General features: G+C 57.4%; 11 protein-coding genes. 6 read left to right on the top strand and 5 right to left on the bottom strand.

Annotated features, from left to right (window positions below):
- Nucleotides 1–3 precede the first annotated feature (3 nt).
- Entirely contained in the window at nucleotides 4–1,857 is a 1,854-nt protein-coding gene (gene flgK / locus ABVF61_RS03555) for a flagellar hook-associated protein FlgK (RefSeq protein WP_353992152.1), read from the bottom strand.
- 73 nt (nucleotides 1,858–1,930) lie between these two features.
- Nucleotides 1,931–3,316: a flagellar hook protein FlgE gene (locus ABVF61_RS03560; RefSeq protein ID WP_353992153.1), complete on the bottom strand. Its 1,386-nt coding sequence runs from the start codon at nucleotides 3,314–3,316 to the stop codon at nucleotides 1,931–1,933.
- 313 nt (nucleotides 3,317–3,629) lie between these two features.
- Between ABVF61_RS03560 and ABVF61_RS03565 the strand changes: the two genes are divergently transcribed.
- From ABVF61_RS03565 to ABVF61_RS03575, 3 genes are all read left to right on the top strand, one after another.
- Nucleotides 3,630–4,475: an AAA family ATPase gene (locus ABVF61_RS03565; RefSeq protein WP_353992154.1), complete on the top strand. Its 846-nt coding sequence runs from the start codon at nucleotides 3,630–3,632 to the stop codon at nucleotides 4,473–4,475.
- Between the two features lie 16 nt (nucleotides 4,476–4,491).
- Nucleotides 4,492–5,040, top strand: a complete 549-nt coding sequence (locus ABVF61_RS03570) for a hypothetical protein (RefSeq protein ID WP_353992155.1) — start codon at nucleotides 4,492–4,494, stop codon at nucleotides 5,038–5,040.
- 65 nt (nucleotides 5,041–5,105) lie between these two features.
- Nucleotides 5,106–5,627, top strand: a complete 522-nt coding sequence (locus ABVF61_RS03575) for a SixA phosphatase family protein (protein ID WP_353992156.1) — start codon at nucleotides 5,106–5,108, stop codon at nucleotides 5,625–5,627.
- A 129-nt stretch (nucleotides 5,628–5,756) separates the two neighbouring features.
- Here ABVF61_RS03575 and ABVF61_RS03580 read toward each other — a convergent pair whose 3' ends face one another.
- Together ABVF61_RS03580 and ABVF61_RS03585 are read right to left on the bottom strand one after the other, a co-directional pair.
- Nucleotides 5,757–8,945 (bottom strand): calcium-binding protein, encoded by a 3,189-nt coding sequence (locus tag ABVF61_RS03580; protein WP_353992157.1) that lies wholly within the window; start codon nucleotides 8,943–8,945, stop codon nucleotides 5,757–5,759.
- A 36-nt stretch (nucleotides 8,946–8,981) separates the two neighbouring features.
- On the bottom strand, nucleotides 8,982–9,452 hold the full coding sequence (locus ABVF61_RS03585) for a toxin-activating lysine-acyltransferase (RefSeq protein WP_353992158.1): 471 nt from the start codon (nucleotides 9,450–9,452) through the stop codon (nucleotides 8,982–8,984).
- Nucleotides 9,453–9,717: 265 nt separating this feature from the next.
- On the opposite strand from ABVF61_RS03585, the gene ABVF61_RS03590 reads away from it, so the two are divergent.
- The gene (locus ABVF61_RS03590) at nucleotides 9,718–11,103 is read left to right on the top strand and encodes a DUF3179 domain-containing (seleno)protein (RefSeq protein ID WP_353992159.1); all 1,386 of its coding nucleotides are present in this window, start codon (nucleotides 9,718–9,720) and stop codon (nucleotides 11,101–11,103) included.
- 128 nt (nucleotides 11,104–11,231) lie between these two features.
- On the opposite strand, the gene ABVF61_RS03595 is transcribed toward ABVF61_RS03590, so the two are convergent.
- Entirely contained in the window at nucleotides 11,232–12,176 is a 945-nt protein-coding gene (locus tag ABVF61_RS03595; RefSeq protein ID WP_353992160.1) for an AraC-like ligand-binding domain-containing protein, read from the bottom strand.
- A 164-nt stretch (nucleotides 12,177–12,340) separates the two neighbouring features.
- On the opposite strand from ABVF61_RS03595, the gene ABVF61_RS03600 reads away from it, so the two are divergent.
- A complete protein-coding gene (locus ABVF61_RS03600; protein WP_353992161.1) occupies nucleotides 12,341–13,363 on the top strand; it encodes a carbon-nitrogen hydrolase family protein in 1,023 nt (340 codons plus the stop codon).
- A 66-nt stretch (nucleotides 13,364–13,429) separates the two neighbouring features.
- On the top strand, nucleotides 13,430–14,095 hold the full coding sequence (locus ABVF61_RS03605) for a pyridoxamine 5'-phosphate oxidase family protein (RefSeq protein WP_353992162.1): 666 nt from the start codon (nucleotides 13,430–13,432) through the stop codon (nucleotides 14,093–14,095).
- The last annotated feature ends 7 nt before the right edge of the window (nucleotides 14,096–14,102 follow it).

The following is a 14,102-nucleotide window of genomic DNA, read 5'->3' on the forward strand; positions in this document are numbered from 1 at the left end:
ACCTTACACGATGTTCAGGAGCTCATCGAAAAGCTCTTTGATGGTCTGCATTACACGGGCATTGGCGGCATAGGCATTCTCGAGCTGCACCATGAAGGCAAGCTCTGTGTCCAGATCCACTGAAAAGCTCTCTTCGTACCGGATCGCGAGATTCGTGGTCAGGGTTTCCTTTGCAGTGGCATAGGTCTTGGCATCTTCTGCCTGGTTGCCCTGAAACGCGATTGTATTGTTGATATAGTCGATCACTGTCCCTTCGAACGGTGAAGATGTGCTGCCGATTCCGGCACTGGGATCAAAGAAAACCGCTCCGGAAGTCAGTGCATTGTGCAGAAATTCGGGACGCGCCGGGTCGTTAGACGTGTTCGCCGTTGGCGTGGTCTGGTAGTCGACCAGAAGCGAACTGTCGGCCAAGAGGGCTGGGTTCACGCTGATACCACTGGCATATCCAACCCGCTGACCGCCCGATTCCAGCGCATCCGTGAATGTTTCTGTGCCAGCCCGCTGATCGACGAAGATTGCGAGACCGAGGCCCTGGTCTGAATTCGCACTCACCGTAACATTCGCAGTAAGGCTCTCGACACTGGTCGGACCCGTCACGTCGCCCAGAACACGAAGTTCATCGGATCCGTTGTTGCTCACCTGCAGCCCGGATCCTGCCAGGGCGGCGGTGATGTTGGTGATGTAAGTGGCTGGCAATCCGCTTGAAATATCGATACCGAAAACCGTGTCATTTGCGTCTGCCGTTGCCGAGTTGTCCAAAGGCAGGAGGCTCGGATCGGAGACCGCAACGAGCGTAACGGATTGCGCTGCGCCAACGTTGTCTGTGTATTCAAGCGTGATGGTATTCCCTGACTGCAGCGCGGACACATCAAGGTCAAAACCGTTGTCGAGGCCTACTGTTACGGCACTGCTTTCGACGTTTACGTTTGAGAACGCGAGTGAAATCTCGGCCGCTATCGTATCCAGCTGCTTCTGAGCTTCGATCAGGATCTCGTCCCTGAGCTCGGCCGTTGCGACCATTGCACCTGAGTTTGAGGCCGCAATCACATCATAGGTCGAGCCACCCGGCGTTGTCGCAGTGACGGTTTGACCGGAAACTCCGGGCTGCAGCAGATGCGTTGACGTGAAGCTGAGCGTCGACGCCTGACCGTCTGAGTATAATTGTTGACCATCCGCCGTCTGGATGAACAGCGTATTGTTCGTTCCGTCCGATACCTCGATGTCAAGATAACCTGAGAGCTGCTCAACGAGCCGGTCCCGCTCGTCTTCCATGTCCGCCGTTGAAATGTTGGACTGTGTTGCATCCCGGATGGCGGTGTCGATGTCCTCAATGCTGGTCAGGAGGTTGTTGACGGTCTGTGTCTGCAGCGCCAGAGAATCGTCTGCTTCCTGCCTGAGATCGGTAATGCGCCCATACGCACCGTTCAACTCCCGTGCAAAAGCTTCCGAAGCGGCAATGACTTCCTGCTGGGCTGTGTAATTGCCCGGATCGTTCATAAGCGTCGACAAAGCCGACGAGAGATTGCCGACAAGACTGGACAAACCGCTGTTGTCGCCAATGGTGCCGAAAATGCTGTCCAGGCGATCGGTGTGGTTTGAAATCTGCTTGGCGTAGTTGGTATCGGCAAGAGAATTGAAGTAGTCCGCCTGGATCTGCTCGTCGATGACCCTGGTAAGCTCCGTCGCCGTGAGACCGGCAACATTCCCCTGCCCGTCAAAATACGCAGTCGCTGCGATCGTCTTTTTGGAATAGCCGACTGTGTCGGCGTTGGCGATGTTGTTCGCCGTAACGTCGAGTTGACGCTGGTTGTAGGTTATTCCAAAGACCGCAGTGTTCAGGGCACTTGAAAGACCCATGGCCGGTCCTCCTTTGACGGACGCTAATGCACCAGGCTTGCCAGCGGGTCATCCCCCGCTGGCAAGAGTTTCATTACCGGACCATGTTGAGGGCATCATCGAGCATTTCATCCGCGGATGTCACGATCCGCGAGTTTGCCGAATAGGCCTGCTGCGTGATGATCAGCTTGGAGAACTCATCTGCGATATCGGCATTGGAGAGTTCCAGATTGTTGGCCAGGATCTGCCCGCCTCCCGTCAGATCCGCCTCGCCCGATGAGGTTGTTGCTGAAAATGCGGCACCGTCAACACGCTTGAGGTTCTGCTCCGCCTCGAATGTCGCAAGCGGAATTTCAAAGACGGCACGCTGCTGGCTGTTTGAATAGCTGGCGATCACGCGGCCTGATTCATCAACCGCAACGCCTGTTAGCTCCCCGGCAGGATAGCCGTCCTGGTCCAGAGCAACCGAACTCGCCGTTCCATCAGGGTCGGAATACTGGGTCAACGAGTTGTTGGCGAAAGAAATGCCGATGCCCGTTGCCGTGGTTCCGTTGATCGTCAGCGATGCAATATCAAATCCGTCGGTCGTCGCATTGACCGTACCGATCGCGCCGGCAGTCATGGTTGTCAGAGCACCGGTCGTGTCGAACTGAACGTCGCCGACATCATAGTAGGCGGTCGTCGCATCGCCGCCGGAGCTCAGATACATGGTCCAGGTGTCATTGACCACGGGTGGGCCGACATCCGCGTTCGCCGTCTTGGCGTAACGCACTTCGACATTCATTGCCGTGCCGTTTTGGTTGTAAATCGTCACCGAACCGCCGGAGATGGAGCTGTTCAGGAAGTCCGTCTCGTTCGCAACGGCCACGTTGCCGGCACCGACAGCCGCCGCCAGCAGCGCCGTGGAGGCCGTCGATCCATCATAGTCGTTGGTGTCGGGGATGCGTGGTAGGTTTGCCTGGTAATCCACTGTCGTGGTTGCAGATGCTGCGAGCGGCTGGTTGTCGATCTGGATAACCGTCGGATCATCACCAATCGCATTGCCGGTGACAGCATCCAGCGGAAAGCCCTGCAGGTAGTAGCCGGCGCTGTTGACCAGATAGCCATCCTGATCGCGCTCAAAGTCACCCGCACGCGTATAGAAGGTTTCATCGGCGAAGGTTGTCGACCCGTCGACCACGTCGGCGGCCTGGGTGACGACAAAGTACCCTTCCCCGTTGATCGCCATGTAAGTGTCGACGTCGACCTGCGTGATGTCGCCCTGGATCGTGTTCGTGGCCCGCGATGTTGCGTAGGTGGTTCCAGATACCTGCGATCCCTGGGTCGCCCCACCACCGGACACAAGATCGGAGAAGGTTGTGTCGAGACGCTTGAATCCGGTTGTCTGCGAATTGGCGACGTTACCGGAGATATTCTCCAGGGCAATCGCCTGTGCAGTCAGCCCCGAAACAGCTGAGTTAATAGCCCCATAAATACCCATGTTTCGTCCTCTTGATAAATCGGGCATTGCGCGTACGGGCTTCTGCCCATAATCGGCGAGTTACCCGCAAGGGATGTGCCAACTTTCAAAGAAGTGAAAAATTGAACTGTAAATCAATTAGTTAAATGGATTTCCGGAATCATTCCCTAAGGACAGAAAACCAGCAAGATCCACCTCAGCGGGCAAAATCTACCTGTCAGCTGGGCAAGAGTGTCCCCTTGAAGAGACAAAGCTTGCCTGGCGCATATTGCGGCTTGCGTCCTATCGCAGGGCCTGCCAGTTTTCAGCCAGTGAATGAAGAATGGACGGCCAAATGCGTTTTGAAGGAACTGAGGACTATATTGCAACGGAAGATCTGCGTGTCGCGGTCAATGCCGCAGTGGCGCTCGAACGCCCTTTGCTTGTGAAGGGTGAGCCGGGCACCGGGAAAACAGTGCTGGCGCAGCAGGTCGCTGCCGCGTTGAACGCACGCCTGATCGAGTGGCATGTAAAATCCACAACCAAGGCGCAGCAGGGCCTTTACGAGTATGATGCCGTTTCCAGATTGCGCGACAGTCAGCTTGGTGATGAGCGGGTCAAAGACATCAACAATTACATCCGCAAGGGCAAACTCTGGGAAGCCTTCGAGGCTTCAGAAAAACCCGTTCTCCTGATCGACGAGATCGACAAGGCGGATATTGAATTTCCGAACGATCTCCTGCTCGAGCTCGACCGTATGGAGTTTCATGTCTATGAGACCGGCGAGACTGTAAAGGCAAATCAGCGTCCGGTCGTGATTATCACGTCGAACAACGAAAAAGATCTTCCCGACGCGTTTTTGCGCCGCTGCTTTTTCCACTTCATCAAGTTTCCCGACGCGGAGACGATGGCTGAAATCGTCGAAGTCCATTTCCCGGACATCAAGAAACGGCTCCTGTCGGAAGCACTTCGGCTCTTCTTTGACGTCAGGGACGTTCCAGGCCTGAAAAAGAAGCCTTCGACGTCTGAACTGATCGACTGGATCAAGCTTTTGCTGAACGAAGACATCGATGCGGAAACGCTTCGTCAACAAGATGGCAGCAAACTGATACCGCCGTTGCATGGAGCGCTTTTGAAAAACGAGCAGGACGTTCATCTGTTTGAGCGCCTTGCCTTCATGTCCCGGCGCGAGCGCACGTGACAATCAGGAGCACGCATTGACGAAGTGGACCACCGGGCTGCGAATTAGGGCATACATGATCGTATTGGCCGTGTGTGCGCTTGCCACCCTGCCCCTGTCCGCACAGGTGCCGCCGGAAAAAGAAGCCGGTTGGCAGAGCGACGTCAGCGGCTTGCGTCACTTTACGGGCCTTAGATGCCCCGATGTCATCGGGCCGTTTTACAGGATCAAGGTGATGGAGGGCGACGCCTCCAGCCTCGCCGGCTGTATCTACACGGGCCGCGACGGAATGACGGCGGTCATTCGCCAGCATGTTCAGGCAACCGGTCGCCGGGAAGCGCTCAAGTTTGCAAGAAGCTACAAGGCCGCCGGTTTCGAGCCTGTCAATCTAAGCGGCGCAGCAGCTTCCGGCGTTTCATTTCGAACGCGCAACTGGACGCCGACAAGCTTGTGCGAAACGCTCTGGCATTTTTCCGGAGAAAAAGCTGATTTCACCTTGTGGCTGTCTTACGCGCTTCCAACGCAACAAGACGACATCGGACCTGCATTCGCGCTGTTTCAGCAGTCACTGGTGCAGCAAAACTGAAAATGGCAATTGCGTGACAGCACCCCGGTCATTTATTGAGACGGTGTAGAAACCGGAACCTCGACATGCGGCTACTTTTGCTGAGACATGCCAAATCGGACTGGGGCGACCAGGAGCTGGCCGATATTGACAGGCCTCTCAATTCGCGTGGTAAGAGCGCTGCGATCACTATGGCGCGTTACCTTCGCGAGCAGAAACTCCTTCCGAACGTTATTTTGTGTTCGACTGCACAACGCACACGAGAAACGCTCGCACGCCTGATGCCTCACCTGCCGCAGGAGGCCCATATCGAACTGATGTCGGATCTCTATTGGCAGAGCGAAGACAGTTACGCCACCCTTATCAGCAAACACGGTGGCAGAGCTCAAAACGTCATGGTGATAGGGCACAATCCCGCGACAGAAGACACTGCTCTAGATCTTGTCGGAACAAGCGCACCTGATGTACTGAGCGACCTGGAGGAAAAGTACCCGACTGCCGCCCTTGCCGTGATCGATTTCGATTTTTCCGACTGGTCGGAACTTGCTCCAGGAACCGGCCATCTCGAGCGCTTTGTCAAGCCGCGCGATCTGCAGAGCGAAAAATAGGTCCGACAAACCAGCCGAAGAGCCTTCGAACGAAACCACTCGAGGGCAGCCATAAGGCCGCCCTCTCGCTGAATTGGACCTGAGCAATTCTCCATATTGCCTTGGTCTTTTGCTGAAACCGTCACACGATCAGATAAAATCCGTTTCAGGGACAACGAGGCCGGTCGCGTTGTTTCCGTGACCGAGAGCGACAGCAAGATCGGCACTGACGGCATCTCCTTCCGACGATCCAAAGGCCCCGAGCGTCTCGGCTGCACCCGCAAGCAAGTCGAGGATGCTGGCTGACGCCAGTCCATCCGGGCCTGCGGAAACGTCTTCGACGGCAAAGCTGAAATCATCCATGGGGTTCGGCTCATCGTAGATTGCCTTCAGATCGAACATGAAGCTGTCGGCGCCTTGAACAACCTTGAGCCATTCGACCGCCGTGGTCTCGTTGTCCATGCCATGCACGGTGGCCACGGTCTTCTCGTCGAGCTGAATCTGCAGCTTGTCGTCAGCCTTGACGAAGTGGAAGGCATCCTCGTCCATCGCCTGCAGCGAGAAGCTGCGCAACTCGATGACGTCATTGCCATCCGGCGTTTGAGAGATGTCATCCAGAACGGGAAGGTCGACACCAAAGCTTTCCAGGAACGATTTCACACCGTCGGTTGCACGTTCTGCAATCGTCGCCTCGCCATCGGCCCAGATCGTGTAAGTGTCATCTCCGGCTTCACCTGACAGGAAGCCTTCGCCGGAAAGGACATCGGCCCCGATACCGCCAAGAACGACATTCGCCTTGACCTCATAAGCCCCCAGTCCCATGGAAACGTCGAAATCGGGACTGAATGAACTGACCGCATCGATCAGCTCGCCGATCGGCTGGGTAATTCCTTCAATAGCGTTGATGGTCGCCGTCAGCGCAGACCGGAAGTCCTGAACCCAGGGAACGTCGGTAAGCGCATCGTGGATCACGATCTTGGTGAAATCCATGACATCCATGATGACGTCGGAACCGGATCCGCCGGCAAAGAAGTTGCCGAAGCTGAAGGACAGGACATCAACATCCTCGTTGTTTTCGATCTGGTTCTTCATATCAAGTGCACTTGCCATTTCACCCAGACCGTTTGCGGTGAGAACAAGGTCGTCGCCGGCGCCGCCCATGACGAGCGAGTTGGCATCGGCAAGACTGAGCGCAACGTCGTTGTCTGCACCACCGTGAACGAAAGCGCCGGGCCCCTCCGCGATCATCAGGTCGGCACCTTCGCCGCCGAGCTGCGCGGTCACGACGAGTTCGGAAGGCAATGCGCCTTTGACGATTCCGGTCTTGCCGTCACTGTTCCCGTCGCCCTTGAGCGAGACGGTTGCAGCACCGTCCTCCCCCTTGGAAAAGCCAAGCATTACATCGGTGCCTGCACCGCCATACTGGAAGGACGCGGCTGCCTTGTACTGAGGCGCGACGACCTTGGCGGCAGCGACCATGACATCGGAGCCGTCACCGCCGAATTGTGCAACGCCCTGGCCGCCGCCGACCAGAATGTCATTGCCTGCGTCTGCATATTGAACGACACCAATGCCGCCACCGACCATGACGTCATTGCCCTGGCCCATGACCTGGGTGGTCATGCCACCTGCGCCGAAGGCGTAGTCCTTGCCGGCCCCACCGAACTGGAGATTGTTCGTGCCACCGCCGATGAGAACATTGGTGCCGCCGCCGTCCGTTTCGAAATACTCGTCGAAGTTTTCGATCACTTCAGCGAACTTGCCGTCGTCGAAGCCCAGGTCGGACGGAATGGCGCTCCACAGATGATCGCCGAACTGGACGTTGTTGGCGCCACCTGCCACCAGAAGATCGTCATCGGATCCGCCGATCTGGATGTTCGCACCACCGACTGCAAAGAGCTTGTCCTTGCCTTCTCCGCCGTGCTGCAGATTGATGCCAGCAACGCCAACAAGAACGTCTTCGCCGTCGCCGCCGAACTGGCCGACATTCACACCCAGACCGTAGAGCTGGTCGTTGCCGGCATCGCCGAACTGCAGGTTACCGTTGCCGGCGGCCGCCAACAGATCTTCACCGTCGCCAGCGAACTGGATATTGGCAACGCCGAGCGCCTTCATCTTGTCGTCGCCGGCTCCGCCGAACATCGTGTTGACGCCGCCAAGCGCCAGCATTTCGTCGTCGCCCGCATCGCCGTGCACCACGTTGACGCCGCCGACAGCTTCGATCTTGTCATCGCCATCGTTGCCGTTCAGGACGTTCACGCCCCCGGCGGCCTTGATCACGTCATTGCCGTCACCGCCGAAAGCGGTCGTGGCGCCGGCCTTGGCTTCAATGTAGTCGTTGCCGTTTTCGCCGTGGATGACATTGTTGATGCCATATCCGTAAATGGCGTCGTTATCGTCTCCGCCGCGCATGACATTGGAAGCGCCGTGACCTTCCATGCGGTCGGCCCCGTCATTGCCGTACATGACGTTGGACGCACCGTACCCGGTTATGTCGTCATCACCGGTTCCACCATGCATGACATTGGACGCCCCGCGGCCTTCCATCGTGTCATTGCCGCTGTCGCCATACATCACATTGGAAAGCCCACGACCTTCCATATGGTCATTGCCGGTTCCGCCGCGCATCACATTGGAAGCGCCATAGCCATACAATTTGTCATTGCCGCTGTCGCCGTTCATGACGTTGGACGCGCCATACCCCTTCAGGGTGTCATGGTCATCTCCGCCGTACATGACGTTAGAAGCGCCCCGGCCCTCAAGTGTGTCGTTGCCGTCTTCGCCACGCATGACGTTCGATGCGCCGTAACCCTTAAGGGTGTCGTGACCGGTGCCGCCATACATGGTGTTGGACGCGCCATAGCCATAAAGGCTGTCGTTGCCGGAACCGCCCTTCATTTTGTTGGTGACGCCATAGCCGTAAAGCTTGTCGCTGTAGCTGCCGCCATCCATGTCGTTGTAGGCGCCATAGCCCTTCAGCGTGTCGTAACCGCTGTCACCACGCATGACGTTCTTTGCGCCGTAGCCGTAAATCGTGTCGTTGCCGGTGCCACCTCGCATCTCGTTATAGGCGCCGTAGCCGTAGAGTTTGTCGTGACCGCTGTCGCCCCAGAGGTAGTTTTTAGCGCCATAGGCTTTGACGGTGTCATTTCCCGATCCGCCGCGCAGATAGTTGAGCGGCGCCCAGCCACCGACAAAATCGTTGCCTGACCCGCCGCGCAGATCGTTCTTGATTGCGGAATAGCCATAGAGCTTGTCGTTGCCGGAACCGGCGTCTTTCGTGCCGTAAAGGCCATAGAGTTTATAGGTCTGATGAATGCTTTTGGATGAAGAGCCCATAATGAAAGTTCCTTGTAAATAGAGAAAAAACAGGATTTACGCGGCGTAGGCGCGCGCTTTTACGGGATGGCCGTTCTGGTCTCGGCCGGGGTGCTGGACAATGCGCAAAACATGTCCGTTTCCATCGCGGCGGACCGACCGCAACGCGCGGTCTGGGAAGACGGTTCGCTTGAGGTCCCGCGCGGTCTGAAAGCCGTCGCCGAACGGTGCGATGAAATCTATAACGACCGGATTGGATCCGTTGTTCCATTGATCCGGGGTCGGCAGATGATCCTGATGAAGGACTGCTTCTTCTGTCGCCTCGTCAAGCCAGGCCCAGGTCGCAAGGGCAACCGGCAACCCGCCGCGGCGCCAGATGCGCAGCTGGCCGAGCATCAACGGCGGCAGAATAAGCGCGCCGACTTCAGATATGCTCCGGTCTTTGTGAAGCGGGCTTTCGGCCATAAGCACATGCGCTTCGCCAAGCAGGGCGAAGGTAGTCTTCTTATCGATATGACTGCTGGTCATCTTGCAGCTCCTGACAGCGTTTCCGTTGTCAGAGAACTAATGTCAGGGCTCGTTTTTCGTTATGGGGTCAACACCCTAATCGGCATTCGCTCCTCAAATGACGTTCGCGTCGTGTGTCTCTCGCGGGCCTTTCAACAATTGCTGATGCATCGTGATTGGCCAGAAAACCGGTCAGGGCCTCTTTATTAGAGCGGAGGTGCAGCCAGGTCCCGGTCGGACCAAGCTGTGCCTATGAAGTTGAAACAGGCACGCGAAAGGTGCGCTCATGGCTTCGGCAATTGCTTCTCAATCCCGCAACGTCCTCCTGGCGTCAATGGTTGCGGTATCCTTGTTCTGGTCCGGTGCCTCGCAGGCCCAGGACACATCGCCACTGCCCGATTACGTGATCGAGCAATACGGCAAGCCGCCCGCGATCCCGGATGGTCCACTGTCACCTCAGTTGCAGGCCGCCGTCCAGGCAGCGTTTGTTGACAGTCTGACCCAATCGGCCTGGGGAAGAGACCAGACAATCGCCCTCGACGAAGTTGCCGCCTCCAAGGATCCGCGGCTCGTCTGGATCATCAGCGATCTGATGCGCTTCACCGCAGGTTCTCAGCTGAGCGCGGTATTGACCGACGCAGCGTCAAAGCTCCTGGGAAAAGAAATTCCGAGCGAAAACAACTGGGGTGCGATCACCGACCACCTGATTGCCTGGGACATTCCTGCCCCGCCGGACTATCTCAAGGTCAAGCGTGGTATCTTCACAACCGTCGTACCCGGTTGGGACAAGATCTTCGTGGAAGGTGACATCGACTGGAGGCATGTCTCTTGGGGCGGTGTCCTGATCGACAACCGAGCCTTTGACAAGACCGATGAGGTCTGCAACTGCATCCCGGCCGCCGACAATCCGGAAGTCAGCAGCGCGGAGGAAGCCACCTGGTTGAAAGATGACGCCATCGTTTTCGGCGTTGAGGTCAACGGCGAATACAGGGCTTATCCGCGGCGCATCATGGAAGTGCGCGAGATGGTCAACGACACGCTCGGCGGGCGGGATCTCGGCATTCCCTATTGCACCTTGTGCGGCGCGGCGCAGGCCTATTTCACTGACCAGCTCCCGGCAGGCATCGAACGTCCCGTTCTGCGCACCTCGGGCCTGCTCATCCGGTCCAACAAGGTCATGTATGACGTGAACACCTATTCCGTCTTCGACACCTTTCTGGGTAAAGCCGTAACCGGCCCGCTTGCGGACAAGAACATTCAGCTGGAACAGGCCAGTGTCGTCACAACCGACTGGGGCACCTGGAAAAAGGAACATCCCGAGACAACGGTGCTCGTCGAACGCCTGGCGCTCGGCCGAGACTTTGATTTCCGCAACGGGCGTGACGCCAACGGTCCCATCTTTCCGGTCGGTGATGTCGATCCCCGGCTTCCGGTCCACGAAGACATCATCGGTGTGGTCACTGCATCCGGCAAACCCGTGGCGTTCCAGCGCAGCAAGGCCGTCGCAGCTTTGGCCAAAGGCGAAGAGATCGCCTTTGAAAATGTTCGCCTGCAGATGGATGCAGGAGGCGTCAAGGCCGTTGGAGCCGACGGCTCCGACCTCGGCAGCCATCAGGCCTTCTGGTTCGCCTGGTCCCAGTTTCACCCTGGCACCGACCTCTGGCCGGGCTGATGCCTGATTGAAAAACGACAGCGTCCGTGCGTGCCCCGTCAACACGCACACCGCGGGTGCAGCCGGCCAGGTCGGCTGCACCCGAATTGTTTTCAGAAAAAGGACAGCTGGCTTGAAGCCGACGACCTTCAGCCGCGTTGGCGGAATTCCCTTGGTGTCATCCCAAAGCGTGTCTTGAAGAGCCTGGCGAGGCTTTGCTGGTTTGCAATTCCCGCCCGGAAGGCGATCTCACCGATGGACTGACGGGCAAAGCGCTCGTCTTTCAGCTCGGTGGCAATTCTGTTCAGGCGCGCGTCGCGGATCGTGGCGGAAACCGATCTTCCGTCGGATTGAAAGATTTCCGAAAGCCGGCGCAGCGACAAGCCTATGGCATCTGCAAGCGCCTGGCGGTCAAACTCCGGTTTGTGCAGATTGGCCCGGATGGCAGCATCTGCTCGCAGAAGGGTCTGTTGCTCAGGCTTTGACAGTTCGTATTTCGCGTCCTGCAGCGATGCCAGACCGGTCACGAAAAGATCGACCACCGTATCTTGCAACGCATATTGCGCTGCTTCGGGAGACTGATCGATCGCACTTACAAGTCTGACAGCGCTGTCGCGAATAATCCGGCCGATCACACTGCTTCCGGACACACCTATGCCTGTCAGAACATCTGCGTTCGGCAGCCTACTGAGCAACATATCTCGCGGGATCTGCACCACAAGCTGACGAAAACCATCCGGAAGTTCCAGATTGTAGCGATCTACGCTGCTGTAAAGTGCGAAATCGCCGGGTCGCAGACGGGTCTCGCGTTCGTGCTGGCGCACGCTTCCTTCCTTGACCATCTGGAGACTGATCAGAAAACTTTCTTCGTCCGCGCGTGCGATATCCCTGCGACGGCGCCAAACCGATTGCTGGCTGCCGGACACAAAAGAGGCGGATAGGCGGGACATCCGGTTGAGAACAATCTCTCCGTCGAATTCCTCGGACCGCTCACATTGACAATCGAGCTGAACGTAAGCGTCGCAGACAGCTTCGCGCCAAAAAGCGAAACTTTCATCATGCCGGACGCTTTTCGTGCTCAGCAATATCGCCATCAGCGCAAACCTCCACCGTCAATACGACTAGCACAGGCCGCCCATTTTGCGAAGTTCTGCCGCGGAAGCGCTCAAATTGCCGGGTTTTTCCGCCCGAAGCGCGAAGTCGCAATATCCCGCATATGACAAGCTGGCTCAAGACACCAAGCTGTGGAGGATGTGACGTGACAGCACCATTCAAGGCGGCAGCCGTTCAAGCCGCCCCTGTTTTTCTCGACCTTGACGCAACCGTCGACAAAGCCATCGGACTGATAGAGGAAGCGGCCGCAAAAGGCGTCAAGCTGATCGCCTTTCCAGAAACCTATCTTCCCGGGTATCCGTGGTACATCTGGCTGGATGCAACCGCGATGTACATGCCTTTGGTCCCGCGCTACGCCGCCAACTCTATCAAGGAGGGAAGCGAGCAGGACAAACGCCTGGCGCAAGCAGCCAAAGACAACGACATGCATGTCGTCATGGGTGTTTCCTGGAACGTCAACGGGACGCTTTACATGGGCCAATGGCACTACGGTCCCGACGGCGAAGTCATATCCCGGCGTCGCAAGCTGAAACCGACGCATGTGGAGCGCACGGTGTTTGGCGAAGGGGATGGCAGTGACATGTCCGTTCACGACACGGAACTCGGCCGGGTCGGTGCGCTCTGCTGCTGGGAGCACATCCAGCCGCTCAACAAATACGCAATGTTCTCGCAAAACGAACAGATTCATGTCGCTGCGTGGCCAAGCTTTTCGCTTTATGAAGGCGGTGCCTACGCTCTCGGGCCGGAAGTCAACGAGGCCGCAAGCCGAATCTATGCCGTTGAAGGCCAGTGTTTCGTGATCGCCGCCTGCGCGACTGTTTCGGAGGAAATGTCCGAGTTTCTCTGCGACACGCCGGTCAAGCAGCAATTGCTCAAAACCGGCGGCGGCCATGCCCGCATCTTCGGTCCCGACGGCGCTCCGCTCGGAGAAAACCTCCCGCCGGATCAGGAAGGCCTCGTCATTGCCGATATCGATCTGAACATGATCGCAATCGGCAAGGCGGCCGCCGACCCGTGTGGCCACTACTCAAGGCCGGATGTCTTCAGGCTGATGTTCAACCGCAAACCAAGCCCGCCGGTGATGGCATTCGACAACGAAGCAGCCCGGACAATGATCGAGCCTGAAGCGGAAGACGACGCGCGCGTTGTCGCGAACGCGGCAGAGTAACGGGCTGATCTGGCCCTGTGGGTGTGTGATCGTCACACACCCTCTTCTCCTCTTGCGGAGGCAAGGATGCTGACATCTGACGAATTCTATACCAGTCAACAGCGTGAACTGCAGGAACGCTTCGGCACCAGTAAGCTGGCCGACACCGTCGTCGCGGCAATCGTAAGGGACGAGATCGAAGAGCCTCACATCCCCTTTATCGAAAGCCGGGACTTCTTCTTTCTGTCGACAGTCAGCGCGGACGGCGAACCGACGGTCAGCTACAAGGGCGGCCCGGTCGGGATCGTGAAAGTGCTCGATCCGAAAACGCTCGTTTTTCCAAGCTACGACGGCAACGGCATGTTCAAATCCATGGGCAACATCAAGGCTGCTGCTAAAGTAGGCTTGTTGTTCATCGACATGGAAACGCCGAACCGCATAAGGGTCCAGGGCAACGCGACCTTAAGCGAGGATGACCCTGAGCTTGCCCGGTATCCCGGAGCGAACATGCTCGTTCGCGTCGACGTGACCGCATGTTTCCTGAATTGCGCCCGTTACATTCACAAACACAAGCGGGTTGCCGACAGCCCTTACGTTCCAGATGAAAAAGGCAAGCAGCCGCATCCGTCCTGGAAGCGCATCGACATGGTGCAGGACTCCCTCCCTGCCGAGGCAAGGGCAAAAACAGAGGCTGAAGGCGGAACCATCACGATGGATGACTATGCGGAGAAGCTCATGGCCGGGGAATCATGAAGATCTG

Origin of the sequence: Roseibium sp. HPY-6, from assembly GCF_040530035.1 — a bacterium.
GTDB lineage: Bacteria > Pseudomonadota > Alphaproteobacteria > Rhizobiales > Stappiaceae > Roseibium.

What these genes read in the sequence shown, in the direction of transcription:
- flgK (WP_353992152.1), bottom strand. Translation starts at nt 1,857, where the DNA reads ATGGGTCTTTCAAGTGCCCTGAACACTGCGGTCTTTGGAATAACCTAC.
- ABVF61_RS03560 (WP_353992153.1), bottom strand. Translation starts at nt 3,316, where the DNA reads ATGGGTATTTATGGGGCTATTAACTCAGCTGTTTCGGGGCTGACTGCA.
- ABVF61_RS03565 (WP_353992154.1), top strand. Translation starts at nt 3,630, where the DNA reads ATGCGTTTTGAAGGAACTGAGGACTATATTGCAACGGAAGATCTGCGT.
- ABVF61_RS03575 (WP_353992156.1), top strand. Translation starts at nt 5,106, where the DNA reads ATGCGGCTACTTTTGCTGAGACATGCCAAATCGGACTGGGGCGACCAG.
- ABVF61_RS03580 (WP_353992157.1), bottom strand. Translation starts at nt 8,945, where the DNA reads ATGGGCTCTTCATCCAAAAGCATTCATCAGACCTATAAACTCTATGGC.
- ABVF61_RS03585 (WP_353992158.1), bottom strand. Translation starts at nt 9,452, where the DNA reads ATGACCAGCAGTCATATCGATAAGAAGACTACCTTCGCCCTGCTTGGC.
- ABVF61_RS03590 (WP_353992159.1), top strand. Translation starts at nt 9,718, where the DNA reads ATGGCTTCGGCAATTGCTTCTCAATCCCGCAACGTCCTCCTGGCGTCA.
- ABVF61_RS03595 (WP_353992160.1), bottom strand. Translation starts at nt 12,176, where the DNA reads ATGGCGATATTGCTGAGCACGAAAAGCGTCCGGCATGATGAAAGTTTC.
- ABVF61_RS03605 (WP_353992162.1), top strand. Translation starts at nt 13,430, where the DNA reads ATGCTGACATCTGACGAATTCTATACCAGTCAACAGCGTGAACTGCAG.